Source organism: Citrobacter telavivensis (assembly GCA_009363175.1).
GTDB classification, from domain to species: Bacteria; Pseudomonadota; Gammaproteobacteria; order Enterobacterales; family Enterobacteriaceae; genus Citrobacter_A; species Citrobacter_A telavivensis.
In genome coordinates this window covers 628,327-647,367 of sequence record CP045205.1, presented here as the reverse complement: position 1 = coordinate 647,367, position 19,041 = coordinate 628,327, and the positions used below count along the sequence as shown (strand labels likewise).

General features: G+C 52.5%; 16 protein-coding genes. 9 read left to right on the top strand and 7 right to left on the bottom strand.

What is annotated here, in order from left to right; genetic code table 11:
• Positions 1-21: 21 nt before the first annotated feature.
• On the top strand, positions 22-954 hold the full coding sequence (locus GBC03_05270; protein ID QFS69656.1) for an alpha/beta hydrolase fold domain-containing protein: 933 nt from the start codon (positions 22-24) through the stop codon (positions 952-954).
• Positions 955-970: 16 nt separating this feature from the next.
• On the opposite strand, the gene GBC03_05265 is transcribed toward GBC03_05270, so the two are convergent.
• The 7 genes from GBC03_05265 to GBC03_05235 all read right to left on the bottom strand — a co-directional run bounded on the left by GBC03_05265 (position 971) and on the right by GBC03_05235 (position 8,789).
• On the bottom strand, positions 971-1,960 hold the full coding sequence (locus GBC03_05265) for a GNAT family N-acetyltransferase (protein ID QFS69655.1): 990 nt from the start codon (positions 1,958-1,960) through the stop codon (positions 971-973).
• Complete coding sequence (dtd, locus tag GBC03_05260; GenBank protein QFS69654.1) at positions 1,957-2,394, bottom strand: D-tyrosyl-tRNA(Tyr) deacylase; 438 nt, start codon at positions 2,392-2,394, stop codon at positions 1,957-1,959. Before dtd ends, GBC03_05265 begins: the two co-directional genes overlap by 4 nt.
• A complete protein-coding gene (locus GBC03_05255; protein ID QFS69653.1) occupies positions 2,391-3,263 on the bottom strand; it encodes a virulence factor BrkB family protein in 873 nt (290 codons plus the stop codon). The genes dtd and GBC03_05255 overlap by 4 nt, the downstream gene beginning before the upstream one ends.
• Complete coding sequence (gene yihX / locus GBC03_05250; GenBank protein QFS69652.1) at positions 3,257-3,856, bottom strand: glucose-1-phosphatase; 600 nt, start codon at positions 3,854-3,856, stop codon at positions 3,257-3,259. Before yihX ends, GBC03_05255 begins: the two co-directional genes overlap by 7 nt.
• A 142-nt stretch (positions 3,857-3,998) precedes the next feature.
• A complete protein-coding gene (locus GBC03_05245; protein QFS69651.1) occupies positions 3,999-6,620 on the bottom strand; it encodes an autotransporter outer membrane beta-barrel domain-containing protein in 2,622 nt (873 codons plus the stop codon).
• A 436-nt stretch (positions 6,621-7,056) separates the two neighbouring features.
• Entirely contained in the window at positions 7,057-7,860 is an 804-nt protein-coding gene (locus GBC03_05240) for a DeoR family transcriptional regulator (GenBank protein ID QFS69650.1), read from the bottom strand.
• A 32-nt stretch (positions 7,861-7,892) separates the two neighbouring features.
• Positions 7,893-8,789, bottom strand: a complete 897-nt coding sequence (locus GBC03_05235) for a ribokinase (protein ID QFS69649.1) — start codon at positions 8,787-8,789, stop codon at positions 7,893-7,895.
• 166 nt (positions 8,790-8,955) lie between these two features.
• On the opposite strand from GBC03_05235, the gene yihU reads away from it, so the two are divergent.
• The 8 genes from yihU to GBC03_05195 all read left to right on the top strand — a co-directional run bounded on the left by yihU (position 8,956) and on the right by GBC03_05195 (position 18,996).
• Positions 8,956-9,846 (top strand): sulfolactaldehyde 3-reductase, encoded by an 891-nt coding sequence (gene yihU, locus GBC03_05230; GenBank protein ID QFS69648.1) that lies wholly within the window; start codon positions 8,956-8,958, stop codon positions 9,844-9,846.
• A 19-nt stretch (positions 9,847-9,865) separates the two neighbouring features.
• Positions 9,866-10,744: a sulfofructosephosphate aldolase gene (locus tag GBC03_05225; protein ID QFS69647.1), complete on the top strand. Its 879-nt coding sequence runs from the start codon at positions 9,866-9,868 to the stop codon at positions 10,742-10,744.
• Positions 10,745-10,764: 20 nt separating this feature from the next.
• Positions 10,765-12,006, top strand: coding sequence for a sulfoquinovose isomerase (locus GBC03_05220; GenBank protein ID QFS69646.1), 1,242 nt, complete (start codon positions 10,765-10,767; stop codon positions 12,004-12,006).
• A gap of 86 nt (positions 12,007-12,092) precedes the next feature.
• Positions 12,093-12,983 (top strand): aldose-1-epimerase, encoded by an 891-nt coding sequence (locus tag GBC03_05215; protein QFS69645.1) that lies wholly within the window; start codon positions 12,093-12,095, stop codon positions 12,981-12,983.
• Positions 12,984-13,073: 90 nt separating this feature from the next.
• Entirely contained in the window at positions 13,074-13,949 is an 876-nt protein-coding gene (locus GBC03_05210; GenBank protein ID QFS69644.1) for a TSUP family transporter, read from the top strand.
• A 119-nt stretch (positions 13,950-14,068) separates the two neighbouring features.
• Positions 14,069-16,108, top strand: coding sequence for an alpha-glucosidase (locus GBC03_05205; protein ID QFS69643.1), 2,040 nt, complete (start codon positions 14,069-14,071; stop codon positions 16,106-16,108).
• Between the two features lie 41 nt (positions 16,109-16,149).
• Entirely contained in the window at positions 16,150-17,538 is a 1,389-nt protein-coding gene (locus GBC03_05200) for a hypothetical protein (GenBank protein ID QFS69642.1), read from the top strand.
• Positions 17,539-17,577: 39 nt separating this feature from the next.
• A complete protein-coding gene (locus GBC03_05195) occupies positions 17,578-18,996 on the top strand; it encodes an MFS transporter (protein QFS69641.1) in 1,419 nt (472 codons plus the stop codon).
• The last annotated feature ends 45 nt before the right edge of the window (positions 18,997-19,041 follow it).

Genomic DNA, 19,041 nt, shown 5'->3' with positions numbered 1-19,041 from the left:
CAGATTTAAGGGATTAAGAAAATGGCGCTTGAAAACGGCATCGCACAACAGGTCGAGGAATTCATCGCAGCGGGGCGCCCATCAGCGCGTCGGCAAAGTATTGATGACCGGAGGGCGGGCTATATCGCGAGTACCGTGCTGGCCGGAGAGACTGAAACGCGTGTAGAGGTCAGCGATGTTGAGCTGGAGGGGATGACGTTGCGCGTCGTATCACCGCGCCACGCGTCAGGCTCCCTGCCCTGTGTTATCTACTACCACGGCGGCTGTTTCGTGAGCGGCGGATACGCCACCCACGATAATCAGTTGCGGCAGTTAGCGTATATCAGCGGTTGCCGGGTTATTGCCGTGCAGTACCGCCTCGCGCCTGAACACACGTTTCCGGCAGCGCATGACGATGCCGAAAAAGGGGCCAACCTGATCTGGCAATACGCAGAACAACTTGGCGTTGAACGCGAGCGCATCACGCTTGCCGGGGACAGTGCGGGCGGACACCTGGCGCTGGTAACGGCATTGCGCCTGAAGGCTGCGACGCAATGGCAGCCAACACAACTGGTACTGATCTACCCGATGCTTGACGCGACCGCAAAATGTGAAAGCTATATCCGCAATGGTCTGGACTACATCATTACCCGCGATACGCTGCTTACCGGATATGAGATGTATTTGCCCCATACTGAACGCCAACACCCCGAAGCCAGCCCACTCTGGCGAGACGATCTCAGCGGCTTACCGCCCACGCACATCATCACCGCTGAATTTGATCCGCTGCGCGACGAAGGTGAACTTTTGTATCACCGACTTACGACACAAGGCGTCGATTGCACCTGCCAGCGCTATCTCGGCGTGATTCACGGTTTTTTCCAGCTAGCTGGCATCAGCCATGCGGCGCGCAGCGCAATGCAGGATATTGCCTGGCGGATTGGTATTCAGCGCACAAAAAACGTTATCAAATAAAGAGGGGGGTTTCCCCCTACTCTTCTTCGTTTCCGCCTTCTTCATAGGCGCCAAACGGTCTGGCGGGCAGGACAATGTAGGTACCTTCAAAAATGGCGCCGGTGGTCTCGTCACCTGATAGCTCCACCAGCAACTGGACACGCGCCTTTTTCCCCCGCGCCAGACGGTCAAGATCGCCGCTCAGAGAGCCGAGATCGGCAACCGCTGCGGGCCTGCCGCTAATCGGTTTGCTATAGCGGATATGGGCATCGGCCAGAATAATCGTGCCCCCGAGATGGCGCTCGCGCAGCATCAGCCAGATAAGCCCCCAACCGGTCAGCGTGGCCAGTGAAAACAGGCTCCCGGCAAACAGCGTGTGGTGCGGATTTTGATTGCCCGTCTCTGGCATCGTGGTAATAAATTTCTGCCCGGTGTACTGCTGAATGCGCACACCCATCTTCTCGCTCAGCGGGATGTGTTCATACCACGCTTGCTGCAGTTGTCCGCACCAGTCGCCGCGATGCAAGATGTCATCGAGCGAGGCAACCGGTTTGATCATCAAAAAGTGGCGAACCGGCGTGGTTTGTGGCGTGGTGATTTCACCCTGATTGACAAACCCAAGTTTGGCGAAGAATTCAACCGCATCTTCCCGTGCGCTACAGGTCACCCGTTTGACGCCTTCCTGACGCGCGACGGACTCCAGCGTCATCGCCATCAGCGTACCCAACCCCTTCTCCTGCACGGTCGGATCGACGGCCATGAAGCGGATAGAAGCCTCATTATCGGCATTGATGTACAAACGCCCGACGGCCACCAGATTCCCCTCTTCATCCACCACCATCTGGTGATGCGCCATCGCGTCCCAGGCATCACGCTCGGACCCCTTCGGCTGATGCAGCGGCTTGCGCAGCATCTCCCAGCGAAACTGATAGTAACGCTCTAATTCTTCTTCTGTTTGCGGTACTCGAAGGTGATACATAGCTGTACTCTCTCTTGTTACCCGCGGCCACGCCGGAAGCTGATTCATATCTGTAACCAGAACGTCACGGGGCCATCATTCACCAGCGCAACCTGCATATCCGCAGCGAAGCGTCCGGTCTGCGTGTTCATTTCCTGTTGGCGGCAGCGTTCGACGAAATAGTCGTACAGGGCTTCCGCCCGCTCCGGCGTCGCCCCTTTAGAAAACCCCGGACGCATGCCGCGTTCGGTATCCGCCGCCAGCGTAAATTGTGACACCACCAGCACGCTCCCGCCCGCCTGTTGCACGTTCAGGTTCATCTTGCCTTCGGCATCGCTAAAAATACGGTAGCCGAGCACGCGTTCGCACAGGCGATTCGCTTTCTGCTCGTCGTCATCCTTTTCGACACCCAACAACACTAAAAGTCCTGAGCCAATTTCACCCGTCACTTCGTCCTCCACGGTGACGCTGGCACGGGTTACGCGCTGAATTAATGCAATCATGGTTGGTCTGCTTCTTCTTGTTCTGCGGCTTGTTTAAGTTTGCGGTATTCCCCGAGAGTGACAGTTATTTCCGCGCCAAGCAAGACGATACACCACGTCCAGTACACCCAGACAAACAAAATGGGCACCACCGCTAATACGCCGTAAATAAGCTGATATGACGGGAACATGGTGATATAAAGCGCGAAACCTTTCTTTCCTGCTTCGAACAGTACCGCAGCAACAAAGGCGCCGACAATCGCATCACGATTCGGTACGCGCGTGGTCGGCACCACGCTGTAGAGGAGCCAGAATGAGAGCCAGGAGAGGATCAGCGGAAAGAGGCGCAATACATCATCGATGACCGTATTGAGATCGCTGGCCCAACGTAATGAGAGGAGATACGAACTGATCGCCAGGCTGGCCCCTGCCAGCAATGGCCCTAGCGTCAAAATCATCCAGTACACGGCAAAGGAGTACACTTTTGGCCGCACGCGCGTACTGCGCCAGATAGTATTCAGCGCGCTATCAATGGCATACATCAACAACAGCGCGGTAACGATTAACCCGCAGGCCCCCACCGCCGTCATTTTGTTGGAGTTGGCGACAAACTGCTCGATGTAGCGTTGGATCACATCACCGGTTGCCGGGATGAAGTTGGCAAAGATAAAGTGGCGCAGCTGGACACTGACATCAGAAAACATCGGAAAAGCGGCGAAAAGTGCAAATACGACGGCGATCAGCGGCACTAATGAGAGCAGCGAAACATAGGCAAGATTCCCTGCCAGCGTCGTCATGTTGTCCTCATCAATGCGCTTGTAGAGGAGTTTCAGCCAGGCCCATATCGGTCGGGTATGATGCCTGGCTTTTTGATGTACCGTTTTTAGCATAACAGCTTCGCGAAATAATCCGGGATGACGGTTTTATCGGTCACCAGAATGCTGGTTATCCCCAACTGGTTGGCCCCTTCTATATTATCGACGTTGTCGTCAAAAAAGACCGTATCGCTCGCTGAAAAACCCTCTTGCTGTAGAACATGCTGATAAATCCGCGTCTCCGGCTTTCGCATACCCAGATCCTGCGACAGATAAATATGATCCGCCGCCCGGCGAATCTCCGGATATTCGTCTGGCCAAAATGTTGTATGCAGCCGGTTGGTATTCGACAGGACGACCACGCGATGTCCCTGTTCACGCAGTTTCTGCATGATGTCGATAACCTCAGGTCGCAGCGCGACAAAAACGGCCTGCCAGCCGTGAGAAAACTGCTCGTAGCTCAGCGACAGATCCATCTCATGGCAAAGGGCCTCGGCAAACGCTTCGTCGGTGATTTCGCCTCGTTCGTGCTGATGGAAGGCCTCACCCATCGTAAAACTTTGCTTTAACGACGCCAGCGGCACACGGCTCAGATCGCTCCAGGTACCTAATACGCGGTTGAAGTCGATATCGACAATCACATTTCCTAAATCAAAGATATAGAGCATGTCCCTCTCCTTACTTGCCGTGGATGAATAACTGTAGCGGGAAAGGGACGTTTTGACTATGTGCCCGTCAGGGAAAGATGACGGAAAAAAAGGCGATGCCCTTACAGCATCGCCTTGTTCTGGTGTGATATTTATCGGTTTCTTAGAAGCTGTATTTCACCCCGAGCATCGCGGAGGTATCGCTGTAGCTGTTGTCGCCGACCTGCTGCGAAACGTTACCCCACACCTGCAGACGTGGATTGATCTGCCCTTCCATACCCACTTTCAGCTCACCAATGTTACGCGTCCCGCTGATTTCATCCTTGATGGAGCCCATCTGTACGGTCTGGTTATTGGTGTTGTGGATCCAGTTCGCTTCAATAAACGGTTGGAAATCACGGCCTTTATCGGCATCTTTCTCCGCGTGACCTTTCAGGTAAGCACGAACGCCAAGGCGCGTCATCAGGTTACCGTCAGTCTTGTCTTTCACCTGAGTCCCGTTGTGTTCACGGTGTGAATCAGCCTGCACGTCCATCCAGATAACCTGCGCTTTCGGTTGGATCCAGTAGGTTTTATTTTCACTTTCCCCGACCAGGAAGCTATAACCGCCTTCAACAGACGCCGTGATACCGTCGGATTTGTAGTTTTCACTGGCCAGATGATCGCCGCGCACGGTGTTATCAAACCAGTTGTACAGCACCCAACTGTCCAGATAGGTCCCGGTCTTATCCGCTTCGTTTGCATACCAGGTGGCATACAGACCCACGCTGTAACCGTCTACCTGTCCACGGGACGCATAGCCCGTGTAGCTGTTATGGGTTTTACTTTTCTGGTTGGCATAACCCGCCATGGCACCCAGATGCCAGCGATCGAGGCCGTCGCTGCTCCACTGCGCCAGATCGCCACCTAACTGCAGAACATAACGGTTAGCGGTGGTTTTCAGCTGTCCGCTGCCGTCAGTGAAGCGATTATGGCCACCTACATTACGCATCCACATGGTGGTGACTTTTTCTTCGCCGGTCAGCATGTCGGTATACTGCGTCTCACCCAGACGGTCGTGCAGACGGGTGATAAACAGGGTATTGGCCGCATAGTTGTTCGCCAGGTAGCTCCCAAATTCAGGGCGATACTGGTGCTCTGTAGAGGGCGGTGTTGGCACTGGCGGTCCAGGAGGATCCTCTGGGTCTGGCTGCGCGGGATCGGGTTCTGGCTCGGTTGGCGGTGGTGGCGGCGGCGGTGGCGGATCCACCGGTGACAGTTCGCTTGTCAGATACCAGTCACTGGCTTTTTTCACCACGTCATAGTCATACGCGCCGGCAACGATACGCCCTGATTTCGTAAAGGTACCGTCAGAGTTCCCGGCAACTTCAACGATTTTAATCCCGTCGACAGTCAGTTCACCGGCACCACCAATGTTGTTGATGCCCACTTTGGTATTGCCAGAGGTATCGCCCTGGACGACGAGTTTATCCGTCAGGGAAGTATCGCCTTCCAGCACCGTGTTCAGCACTAACAGTGCGTTGGTACCGATATAGTTGCCCACAACAGTCAGCGTTTTGAAGGTGGTTGCATCGTCGCGAGAAACGCCGTCAGGGCTGTAGCGCAGCGTGGCTTGATCCAGCGTCAGGTTAGAAACGACGGAGTTTCCGGTCATTTTCCATTCGCTGCTGGCCCCTTTCATATCCAGATTAATGGTTGCACGATAAGAAGCCGTGTTTTCCAGTTGTGAAGAGTTGGCGCTACCGACGAATTGGCTACCGTCATCCATGGTCAGGTCAATAACGCCGCTTGAACGCGCGTACAGATTACCTTTAATGTCATAGACGCCTGAAGCTGCAGTATCTGTTGCCTTATCCCAGGAGCGAATGAGCGCTTTACTTTGATAGGCATACATCGCGTAAGCGTTGTTGCCTGTAGCATCAATAGCCGTGTTTCCCCCCAGATTCACCGTGGCGAAATCACTACTGGCGGAAGCATAGATGCCATGCGCCCCACTATTAGTGGTAGTAACATCCAGGTTATTGAGGTTAACTTCACCTTTTCTCCCGGCGTAAACCCCATAAGCATTTGTACCGGAAGTCGTAATGGTTGTGGTTCCACCGATTGTGACATCGGCGATCCCCGCAGCGCTACCGAATAGGTCACCGAGGTCTTTACCCGCATAAATCCCGTATCCGGAGTTCATGCCACCGCTACCGCGAGTAACAATATCAGCATCGCCGTGAACAATGATTGAAGAGTACGCGCTTGTGTTTGCTCTGGAGATATTGGCACGCAGCCCCATGCCGTCTGAAGCGTCGACAGAAACATTGCCGCTAACTTCGACAACAGAATAAGCACTTGAAAGCTCACGACCGAGGTTTATCCCATCAGAACTCGTTCCGGTCGTCGTAATGGTAATATTTTCTGCTTCTAATCGACCGCCGGCGTTTTTAGAGTGGATCCCATCCGCTTCCGAGCCAGTCGTGTTAATGACCAGATTTTTAAATTTATAACCCGTACTATCAAGGTATACACCCCAACCTTGCAAAGGCGTGGTTATGCCATTCTGGCTTGTATTAATTAAGACTTCGTCAAATGACGTGTAGTCGCGGCTATTTGACAACAGCGGGTTACCATTATAGTAAATCGTCTGATCGTCACAGAAAAATTGGGCCGTAGTCGTGTAACTACATCCCGCAGCAATCGCTTGTCCGCTTAGGCTCCCCAGAGCCAGCGCACTCGCGATACAGAGTGCCAATTTACCTGGTGAGGGTGTTTTGCATTTCATTTTTTGTGTTTTCATAGGAATACCTTTTCCGTACCACTCTTTTTCGGATAAGAGCATAAAAGACGCGGCAAAAAATAATTTAATTAAAAGGCAAAGCGGGTCTGTTCATCTTTAAAAATTAAAGATTCACTTACCTTAAAATTACTAAATTTTTCCTTTGCGCGATTAATACAATTATTCAAATATCATGTCAACGGGGCTTCAGTTGACGGAAAAAGCAAATTAATAAAAGGCCATCAATTTATTCGCACTATTCCTGGGTGTTTTTTTAAACAGATAAAAAAATGAATGCAGAAGGTTAAAAAGGCTTATAAATCAAGAAGAATTAAAGGCACTTATTGATAAATTACGCAGGCTTTAGGAATTTTACACATCATACCAGGATGTTTAGCTATTTCTATTTTTTGTGATAAGAACCGCCTGAAACGACGGTTTATTCAAAAGGGGACTGTTACGCAGAAACACTATCATCCTGGTCTGGGCTCACCTGTACAATCTCCACCTGATTAGACTGGAGAAGCGTATGGAGCGCCGGACCGGGAAGTTCATCCGTAAACAATGCGGTAACGGAAGAGATATTGCCAATTTCAACCGCTGCTGAGGCGTGGTATTTAGTATGGTCGGCAGCAAGCAGAATATGCCTGGAGTGGGCCATCATGGTCTTCACCACGCTGGCTTCATTGACGTCAAATTCTAACATCGCCCCATCACTTTCTATCGCCCCCACGCTGGTGACGAGGTAGTCCGCCCGGAAATCGCCGACAAACGCGGTCGCAGAAGGACCAATAATACCGCTGTTATGTGGCCGCAGCGTTCCACCGGGAACCATCACTTCGAAGCGGGGATTGTTATAGAGAATATGCGCAACCCGTAGGCTGTTGGTGATGATGCGCAGATGATTGTGGTTCAACAATGCCCGCGCCACCTGCTCCACGGTGGTACCAATGGTGATGAACACCGTTGAACCATCCGGAATATAGTCTGCCACCGCTTCCGCGATGGCTTTTTTCTCTTGCGTCCATGAAACTTCACGTTGCTCAAAGGCAGTATTCACGACGCTGGACGCGCGACCGGCACCCCCGTGATGACGGGTGATCAACCCCTGCTCGCTTAATTTACGAATATCACGACGCACCGTTTGTGTGGAGACATCCAGTAAAGCCGCCAGTTCATCAATGTTCATATACCCGCGCTCACCTATGAGCGACAGCAACTGATCGTGCCGTGGGTTACCGGTCAGTTCGGTAAAACTCATGAAAATTCCTCAAAAAACCATTGCCCTGCATTTTATACAAAAAGTGACAGAAAAGATCGGGTTTGATCACAGTCAGGGATTCCTGCGCGCCCACCGGGTCGGGTGCATTTTAGCGCTGCAACGCCGCTGGCGAATCTGACAGCGTCTTTTAGTTCGCTTCCTGATGCAAGGCTGAATGCCAGCGCACCGTGAAAAACATCGCCTGCCCCGGTCGTATCCACCACATCCACCGTAAAACCGGCCTGGTGTTGCAGCATGCCATCTTCTATCCAGTAACACCCTTCGCGACCCTGCGTGACGTAGACATGTCCATTTGTGATCGTTTGTGATTGTTTTAATGCGCTGGCGACCTCACTGATACCGGTCAGACGCGCCAAACCTGGGGCCGAAAATGCGGCATGATCGCTTAATGCCACCAGCTCGCTAATGTCCTGCGGCGTCACATCACCATCCAGCAGCGTTTTCACGCCCGCCTGACGCGCCAGCGTAAATGCCTGTTTTGCCCCTTCATGCCAGCGGACGTCCGCCAGTACCACATCCCACTGGGAAAAGTCGATGTCGTTAAGCCAGTCTGCCTCCGCCAGCAGATCGGGGCTCGGGAAATTGACGATAATTCGCTCCCCGTGAGCGTCGACCGTAATGGCCGACTGTGACGACTTCGCGCCGGCATAGCGCCGGGTGTAGCGGGTATTGACCCCCAGGGATTCCAGCTCCGACAGCAGACGGTTTCCGGTGTCGTCATCACCCACGCGGCCAATAAAGTCTACCTGCGCACCTAACTTCGCCGCCGCCACCGCGGCTGTCGCGGCCGGCCCACCGCCGACCTCGGTATAGCGATGCGCCACATATTTACCGCCTTCTGTCGGTAACGTTTCTACGTAATAGATGCGATCCAGCACGGTAATACCTACACAAGCAATACGAATCATGGTCGTTCCTTAAGCATGTTGGGATGAGGTTATTTTAATTTCACTAAATGTTTAAAAAGTGACGGCTGTCAATTTTTTGACCATAAATTACAAATACGATCAAAAACAGACAAAAACAACCGATCTGAAATGACAAAAAATGACATCACCGTCTCAGGAGAACGATATGGCAGTAATAGCATTTATCGGATTAGGGCAGATGGGCTCCCCGATGGCGAGCAACCTGCTCAGGCAGGGTCACCAACTCAGCGTTTTTGACGTTAACGCCGATGCCGTACAACGTCTGGTCGAAAAAGGGGCGCAACCCGCTTGCTCTCCAGCACAGGCCGCGCAAGGCGCTGAGTTTGTCATCACGATGCTGCCCAATGGCGATCTGGTTCGCCGCGTGTTGTTGGGTGAAGACGGTGTTTGCGAAAGCCTCTCCCCGCAGGCGCTGGTGATCGATATGTCAACCATCCATCCCTTGCAGACCGACAAATTGATCGCCGAACTGCATGCCAAAGGTTTCGCCATGATGGATGTACCGGTCGGGCGGACCTCCGATCACGCCGTTGCTGGCACATTGCTATTGCTGGTAGGCGGCACGCCGAACCAGGTCGAGCGCGCCACGCCGGTGCTGATGGCGATGGGGAATGAGTTGATTAACGCCGGCGGTCCGGGAATGGGGATCCGCGTGAAGTTGATTAACAACTACATGAGCATCGCGCTAAATGCCCTGTCAGCCGAAGCCGCCGTACTGTGTGAAGCACTGGGCCTTTCCTTCGATGTAGCGCTACAGGTCATGAGCGGGACGCCTGCCGGAAAAGGCCACTTCACCACCTCGTGGCCGAACAAAGTGCTGAAGGGCGATCTTTCACCGGCCTTCATGATCGACCTGGCCCATAAAGATCTTGGTATCGCGCTGGATGTCGCCAATCAACTGCACGTTCCTATGCCGCTCGGCGCGGCGTCCAGGGAAGTTTATAACCAGGCGCGAGCCGCTGGCCGTGGGCGGGAAGACTGGACCGCCATTCTCGAACAGGTTCGCACTACTGCCGGACTGAAAAACCACCATTGACAGGTAAAAGGACTGAAGAATGACCACGTACACCCTGAAAGATATCACCCGACCTTCCGGCGGTTTCGCCATGCTGGCCGTTGACCAGCGTGAAGCGATGCGCCTGATGTTTGCCGCAGCAGGCGCGCCAACGCCGGTCACCGATCAACATCTCACGGATTTCAAAGTCAATGCTGCAAAAATTCTCTCGCCGTATGCCTCCGCGATCCTGCTGGACCAACAGTTCTGTTACCGCCAGGCAGTGGAGCAAAAAGCCGTCGCCAAAAGCTGCGGCATGATTGTCGCCGCCGACGCCTTCATCCCGGGCAACGGCATTCCCGTCGATAGCGTGGTGATTGATAAAAGCATCAATCCGCAGGCCGTCAAGCAGGATGGTGCGAAAGCCTTAAAGCTGCTGGTGCTTTGGCGCAGTGATGAAGACGCGCAGCAACGTCTGGCGATGGTGAAAGAGTTCAATACGTTGTGCCATGCCAATGGCCTGTTGAGCATCATCGAACCGGTGGTCCGCCCGCCCCGTCGCGGAGATAACTTCGATCGCGAACAGGCAATTATCGATGCCGCCAAAGAATTGGGCGACAGCGGCGCCGATCTCTACAAGGTTGAAATGCCACTGCACGGTAAAGGCACACAGCAAGCCCTGCTCAGTGCCTCTCAGCACCTGAACGAACACATCAACATGCCGTGGGTCATTCTCTCTTCCGGCGTTGACGAAAAGCTGTTTCCACGTGCGGTCAGCGTCGCGATGAGCGCAGGCGCTTCCGGCTTCCTGGCCGGTCGTGCGGTCTGGTCTTCAGTGGTTGGCCTGCCGGACAGCGAGCTGATGCTGCGAGATGTTTCTGCACCTAAATTGCAACGCTTAGGTGAAATTGTCGATGAAATGATGGCCCGCCGCCGTTAATACGATACGAGGAGCAAAGAATGAAATGGTTTAACACAATGAGCCACAACCGCTGGCTGGAACAAGAAACTGACCGCATCTTCAATTTTGGTAAGAATGCGGCGGTACCAACCGGATTCGGCTGGCTGGGTAACAAGGGACAAATCAAAGAAGAGATGGGCACGCATCTGTGGATCACCGCACGCATGCTGCACGTCTATTCCGTTGCCGCCGCGATGGGCAGACCGGGCGCCTACGCCCTGGTCGATCACGGCATCAATGCCATGAACGGCGCGCTGCGGGACAAAAAATACGGTGGCTGGTACGCCTGTGTGAATGACGAAGGCGTTGTGGATGCGTCCAAGCAGGGATACCAACACTTTTTTGCGCTACTGGGCGCTGCCAGCGCGGTCACTACCGGACATCCTGAGGCCAGGAAACTGCTCGATTACACCATTGAAGTTATTGAGAAATACTTCTGGAGTGAAGAAGAGCAAATGTGTCTGGAATCCTGGGATGAGGCGTTCAGCAAAACCGAAGACTATCGCGGCGGCAATGCCAATATGCACGCCGTCGAAGCCTTCCTGATTGTTTACGACGTCACCCATGACAAAAAATGGCTGGATCGTGCTATCCGCATTGCCTCGGTCATCATTCACGATGTCGCCCGCAAAGGGGAATACCGCGTCAATGAGCATTTCGACGTGAACTGGAACCCGGTCCGCGATTACAACAAAGACAACCCTGCCCACCGTTTCCGTGCCTATGGCGGCACCCCAGGCCACTGGATTGAATGGGGCCGCCTGATGCTGCACATCCACGCCGCGTTAGAAGCTCGATGCGAACAGCCTCCTGCCTGGTTGCTGGAAGACGCGAAAGGTCTCTTCCACGCCACCATTCGTGATGCCTGGGCACCCGATGGGGCTGACGGCATCGTGTACACCGTTGGCTGGGATGGCAAACCCATTGTTCGTGAACGTGTGCGCTGGCCCATTGTGGAAGCGATGGGCACTGCCTATGCGCTGTATACAGTAACGGGCGATCGCCAGTACGAAACCTGGTATCAGACATGGTGGGACTACTGCATTAAATACCTGATGGATTACGAAAATGGCTCCTGGTGGCAGGAACTGGATGCGGACAACAAGGTCACCACTCGGGTGTGGGATGGTAAGCAGGATATTTATCACCTGTTGCACTGTCTGGTCATTCCGCGCATCCCGTTAGCGCCAGGTCTGGCACCTGCCGTTGCAGCGGGCCTGTTGGATATTAATGCGAAATAAATCCGCCTGAGAAATACGGCATAGCAACATGCGAACGTTGCCTGTGCCGTTGTTCACGAAGGGGCTCTCATAGACAGGTGATATATATGCAAAGTAGTGGGAATACGATTTTACTCGCTGCGGGTGATTACCGGGCGCAGATTGTTTCTGTCGGTGCAGGTCTTGCCGAACTGACCTGGCAGGGCAAACATCTGGTCATACCGCATAACCCAGAAGAGATGCCGCTGGCTCATCTGGGCAAGGTGTTGATCCCCTGGCCTAATCGTATTGCCAACGGTTGCTATCAGTATGAGGGGCAGGACTACCAGTTACCGATCAATGAGCACAGTTCTCAGGCCGCCATTCACGGCCTGCTCGCCTGGCGCGACTGGCAGATTGAGGCGTTAACGGCGACAAGGGCCACTCTGACGCTGTTTTTACCGCCCAGCTATGGTTACCCCTTCACGTTGATGTCTCAGGTTATCTACTCACTGGATGCTGAGACGGGGCTTTCGGTCACCATCGTCAGTAAAAACAGGGGTAAACAACCTGCACCCTACGGCGTCGGGATCCACCCCTATTTAACCTGCAACTTAGCGCCTGTTGATGACTGTATGCTGCACCTTCCGGCGAAGCAGGTTTTTGCCGTCGATGCCCAGGCGAACCCCACGACGTTATATCCCGTTGAAGAAATGGATTTGGACTACTCCATTCTGCGTGCCGTCGGTGATAAACAAATCGATCATACCTTCAGAACTCACGGTAATCCGTGGGAAATGCAGATGATTCATCAACAACAGGCACTGTCTGTCAGTCTATTTTCCGATCAGCCGTGGTTACAGGTTTACAGTGGTGAAAAATTAAACCGTCAGGGATTAGCGGTCGAACCTATGAGTTGTCCGCCAAATGCGTTTAACTCTGGAACAGATTTAATATTACTCAAACCAGAAGAACAACATCAGTTATTTTTTAATATTCGAGGAAAAACAGCAGTGTAATAACGCATTTAATGTAAAAAGCTCACCGCTCCGGAATTAAAAAAAACGGGGTCACATTTTGAAGCTTTATTTGATAATGAAGGAATGACGATGGATTTCTTTACTTTATTTACTCCCGATGGCGTGATGCTAGATAACCAGGTTGTCTATACCGTCATTGCATTAATGTTTCTTTATACCTTTGTGGGGATATGTGCAGGTTTTGGTGGCGGATTAACTACCATGCCGCTCATCACTCTGATGCTGCCGGTTAAAATGGCGACTCCGCTTTCCGTTATTGTCGGTACGGCGACGGCCATTTATGCCACCTGGCTATCACGTAAAGAGACCGACTGGCGTTCGGCGGCGGTACTGATCGGTTTCTCATTTCTTGGGATCCCGGTTGGCCTGTACGCGCTGTCTTACCTGCCCGATCACATCATGAAAATGGGACTGGGTGGGTTTCTGATCCTCTACTCATTCTACAGCATGTTTATTCCTCGCCTGCCCGTTTATGACCGGCGCTGGATTGCTGCGCCGTTGGGTGCTGTCGCGGGTGCGCTGGGGGCCGCCTTCTCCACAAATGGACCGCCGGTTGTGATGTACGGCATGTTACGTAATTTAGGCCCGGCGGCTTTTCGCGGTACGTTGAATGCGTTCTTTACGGCGAATAATATTGCCGTGGTTGGCGGTCTGGCAACCAGTGGAATATTGACAATCTCAACGTTTAAACTGGTCATTTTCTGTATTCCTACCATGATCCTCGGTTCACTGGTGGGACAGTATGTGCATAAACGTATTTCAGTAAAAGTATTCCGTACTCTGGTATTTTTATTATTGATCGCTTCAGGTGCCATGCTAATTAAAGGGGCAATGGGTATTTCCGCGCTCACTGCGCTCCTGCCACCTTTTGTCCTGCTGGCGGTATTACATTTATTGCTGGGTAAAAAAATAGCGGAGATCCGTAAAGCGGATGCCGAAAAATAATACGAGTTATTTTTTTACGCGCTACCTGACGGTCGCGCGTAACGATGTAAAGCGAATGAAAAATAGCAAACCATAATCCATTACTGTGCTCGCGTTCCCAAATTCATGGAGTGTTTTATATGAGTACGCAAACCCGACATTTATCCTTTGTCCAGGTCGAAAAAATTATTGATGGTTTTGCATTACGTTATCGGCAGCGTGTGATCTTACGCCATACGTCAGAAAACCCCTGTTTGTGGGTCGGTGCTGGCGTCGCTGATATCGACATGTTTCGCGGTAACTTCAGTATTAAAGATAAGCTTAACGAGAAAATTGCGCTGACCGATGCCACGATCAACGAATCAGCCGACGACTGGCGGATACGCTTTAGCCGTGGTGATACCGTCAATGCGACGCTGCTTATTTCTGTCGATGAGGCAGGTCGCCTACAGTTGGATCTGCACAATGACGATCGCAACCATAACCGTATCTGGCTACGGCTGGCGGCTAACCCGGACGACCATATCTACGGCTGCGGCGAACAGTTCTCTTACTTCGACCTGCGCGGCAAACCTTTCCCGCTGTGGACCAGTGAGCAGGGGGTGGGCCGTAACAAAACCAGCTACGTCACCTGGCAGGCCGACTGCAAAGAGAACGCTGGCGGCGACTATTACTGGACTTTCTTCCCGCAGCCCACGTTTGTCAGTACGCAAAAGTACTACTGTCATGTTGAGAACAGTTGCTACATGAATTTTGACTTCAGCGCGCCGGATTATCACGAACTGGCGCTGTGGGAGGATAAAACTACTCTGCGTTTTGAATGTGCCGACAGCTATATTGCACTGCTGGAAAAACTGACTGCGCTGCTGGGGCGCCAGCCGGAACTGCCGGACTGGATTTATGATGGCGTCACGCTGGGCATTCAGGGCGGCACCGAGGTTTGCCAGAAGAAACTGGATACGATGCGTCGTGCAGGCGTGAAGGTAAATGGCATCTGGGCGCAGGACTGGTCCGGGATCCGCATGACCTCATTCGGTAAGCGCGTGATGTGGAACTGGAAGTGGAACAGCGACAACTACCCGCAACTGGACAGCCGTATCAAACAGTGGAATGCCGAAGGCGTGCAGTTCCTCACTTATATCAACCCGTATGTCGCCAGCGATAAAGACCTGTGCGCCGAAGCGGCAAAGCACGGCTATCTGGCAAAAAATGCGGCGGGTGATGATTACCTCGTTGAATTTGGTGAGTTTTACGGCGGTGTGGTCGATTTAACCAACCCGGCGGCCTATGACTGGTTCAAAGACGTCATCAAGAAAAATATGATCGAACTCGGCTGCGGCGGTTGGATGGCGGACTTTGGCGAGTACCTGCCGACCGACACGGTTCTGCATAACGGCGTCAGTGCTGAGATCATGCATAACGCCTGGCCTGCACTGTGGGCAAAATGTAACTACGAGGCGCTCGAGGAAACCGGCAAGCTTGGCGAAATCCTGTTCTTCATGCGTGCGGGTTATACCGGCAGTCAGAAGTACTCCACCATGATGTGGGCTGGCGATCAGAACGTGGACTGGAGTCTGGATGATGGTCTTGCTTCCGTCGTCCCCGCTGCGCTCTCGTTAGCCATGACCGGTCACGGCCTGCACCACAGCGACATCGGCGGCTACACCACCCTGTTTGAGATGAAGCGTAGCAAAGAGCTGCTATTGCGCTGGTGTGATTTCAGCGCCTTCACGCCGATGATGCGTACCCATGAAGGTAACCGTCCCGGTGATAACTGGCAGTTTGACGGCGATGGCGAAACCATTGCCCATTTCGCCAGAATGACGACCATCTTCACCACCCTGAAGCCGTATCTCAAACAAGCCGTCGCGCAAAACGCCGCAACCGGCCTGCCAGTTATGCGTCCGCTGTTCCTGCATTACGAAGACGATGCGCACACCTACACCCTGAAATACCAGTACCTGCTGGGACAGGATCTGCTGGTCGCTCCGGTACATGAGCAGGACCGCAGCGACTGGACGCTGTATCTGCCGGAGGATAACTGGGTGAACCTCTGGACCGGTGAAACCCACCGTGGTGGCGAGGTAACCGTGGACGCGCCGTTGGGCAAACCGCCGGTCTTTTATCGCGCGAAAAGTGAGTGGGCGTCGCTGTTCGCGTCTTTGCGCCACATCGCGTAAGACTCGCCCGTGGGAAAACCACGGGCAAACGAGAGATTATCATGAGTCAAAACATAACCAATCCGGCAACCCTACGCTTGCCTTTTAAGGAAAAAATCGCCTACGGGATAGGTGATTTAGGCTCCAATATCCTTCTGGATATCGGTACCCTCTATTTACTTAAGTTTTATACCGATGTCCTCGGTTTGCCGGGCACGTATGGTGGCATCATTTTCCTTATCGCCAAGTTTTTTACCGCATTTACCGATATGGGAACCGGTATTATGCTCGATTCACGGCGTAAAATCGGTCCAAAAGGGAAATTCCGACCTTTCGTGATGTATGCCGCGTTTCCGGTGACCCTGCTGGCTATTGCTAATTTTGTCGGTACGCCGTTTGAAATCACCGGTAAAACGGTAATGGCGACCGTACTGTTTATGCTCTACGGGCTGTTCTTCAGCATGATGAACTGCTCCTACGGGGCAATGGTGCCTGCCATTACCAAAAACCCGGATGAACGCGCTTCGCTCGCTGCCTGGCGGCAGGGCGGCGCGACGCTCGGCCTGCTGTTGTGCACCGTCGGCTTTGTGCCAGTGATGAATCTGATCGAAGGCAATTCGCAGTTGGGCTATATCTTCGCCGCGACGCTGTTTTCCCTGTGCGGACTGTTCTTTATGTGGTGCTGCTATGCCGGTGTAAAAGAGCGCTATGTTGAAGTGACCCCCGTCGACGCGGCACAGAAACCCGGATTATTGCAGTCATTTCGCGCCATCGCCGGCAACCGTCCGCTGTTCATTTTGTGTATTGCCAACCTCTGCACGCTCGGCGCGTTCAACGTCAAGCTGGCTATCCAGGTCTATTACACCCAGTACGTGCTGAACGACCCGATCTTGCTGTCGTGGATGGGCTTTTTCAGCATGGGATGTATTTTCATCGGCGTCTTTTTAATGCCGGGGATGGTCCGCCGCTTCGGTAAGAAAAAGGTTTATATCGGCGGCCTGCTAATCTGGGTCGCAGGGGATCTGCTCAACTACTTCTTCGGCGGAGGGTCGGTCAGCTTTGTCGCTTTCTCCTGCCTGGCGTTCTTCGGTTCCGCGTTTGTGAACAGCCTGAACTGGGCGCTGGTCTCCGACACGGTGGAATACGGTGAATGGCGTACCGGCGTGCGCTCTGAAGGGACGGTCTACACCGGTTTTACCTTCTTCCGTAAGGTTTCGCAGGCGCTGGCAGGTTTCTTCCCGGGATGGATGCTGACCCAAATCGGCTATGTGCCCAACGTGGTGCAATCGGCGGGAACGGTCGAGGGCCTGCGACAACTGATCTTTATTTATCCGTGTGCACTGGCAGTCGTCACCATTATTGCGATGGGCTGTTTCTACGATCTCAACGAAAAGATGTACATCCGTATCGTTGGCGAAATCGAAGCCCGCAAACGCGCCATTGCAGAGTGAAAATGAATGGCAACTTGCGGGACTTCACGAGGATTGATTATGTCTGACCATGATCCACTAACCCTGAAACTGAGTTTGCGAGAAAAGCTGGCCTACGGCGTGGGTGATATTGGCTCCAATCTCATGCTGAGCGTCGGCACATTATATCTGCTGAAATTTTATACTGATGAATTGGGAATGCCCGCCTGGTACGGTGGAATTATCTTTCTGGTGGCAAAATTCTTTACCGCATTCACCGACATGCTCACCGGATTCCTGCTTGATTCACGCAGAAATATTGGACCAATGGGAAAATTCCGCCCCTTTATCCTGTATGCGGCAATCCCTTCAGCGATCATTGCGACGGTACAATTTATTACCACGACATTTAGTCTGCCAATCAAAACAGCTCTCGCGACGGGTTTGTTTATGTTATTTGGCCTGTTCTATAGTCTGATGAATTGCTCCTATGGCGCGATGATCCCGGCGATGACTAAAAACTCAAACGAGCGAGCGCAACTCGCTGCTTTTCGGCAGGGAGGCGCGACCATAGGTTTATTAGTTTGCACGGTGGCATTTATTCCTCTGCAAGCGCTCTTTTCCTCTTCAGCCTTCGGTTATGCTTGTGCCGCCTTCATTTTTTCTGCCTGCGGATTCGGGTTCATGATGCTATGCTTTAAAGGCGTTAAGGAACATTACCGGGCAACGGTTTCAACAGAACATAAGATGGGTATTTTTAAATCATTCTTCGCTATTTTTCATAATCCGCCACTGCTCGTGCTCTGTATCGCGAACTTATGCACGCTGGCCGCATTTAATATCAAATTAGCCATTCAAGTTTATTACACACAATATGTCCTGAACGATCCGCATCTATTATCATGGATGGGATTCTTCAGCATGGGATGTGTGTTGATTGGCGTCATTCTTGTCCCCTGGACGGTTAAATGCTTCGGTAAAAAGCAGGTGTACTTAGCCGGCATGATGTTATGGGCGCTTGGCGATATCTTGAATTATTTCTGGGGTAACAGTTCCTTCACCTTTATCATTTTCTCCTGTATTGCCTTCTTCGGCACCGCCTTCGTCAATAGCCTGAACTGGGCGCTGGTACCGGATACCGTAGATTACGGCGAATGGAAAACGGGGATTCGCGCGGAAGGTACCGTCTACACGGGATATACCTTTTCGCGGAAGATTTCTGCTGCGCTGGCGGGGTTTCTGCCCGGTATTATGTTGACCCAGATTGGCTATGTGCCAAACATCGCGCAAAGCGATACCACTCTACAGGGATTACGTCAGTTAATATTTCTCTGGCCCTGTGGTCTGGCGATTATTGCCGCATTGACCATGGGTTTCTTTTATAAACTCAACGAAGCGCGTTTCGCCTTTATTATCGAGGAAATTAATCAACGAAAAAAGAATAACAATATTCCTGATGTAACCAATAACAATAAAAATATCGCTACTGTAAATCTATAAATAAACCTTGCCGCTATTTCCATCCTGATGGATGGCGGCATCCCT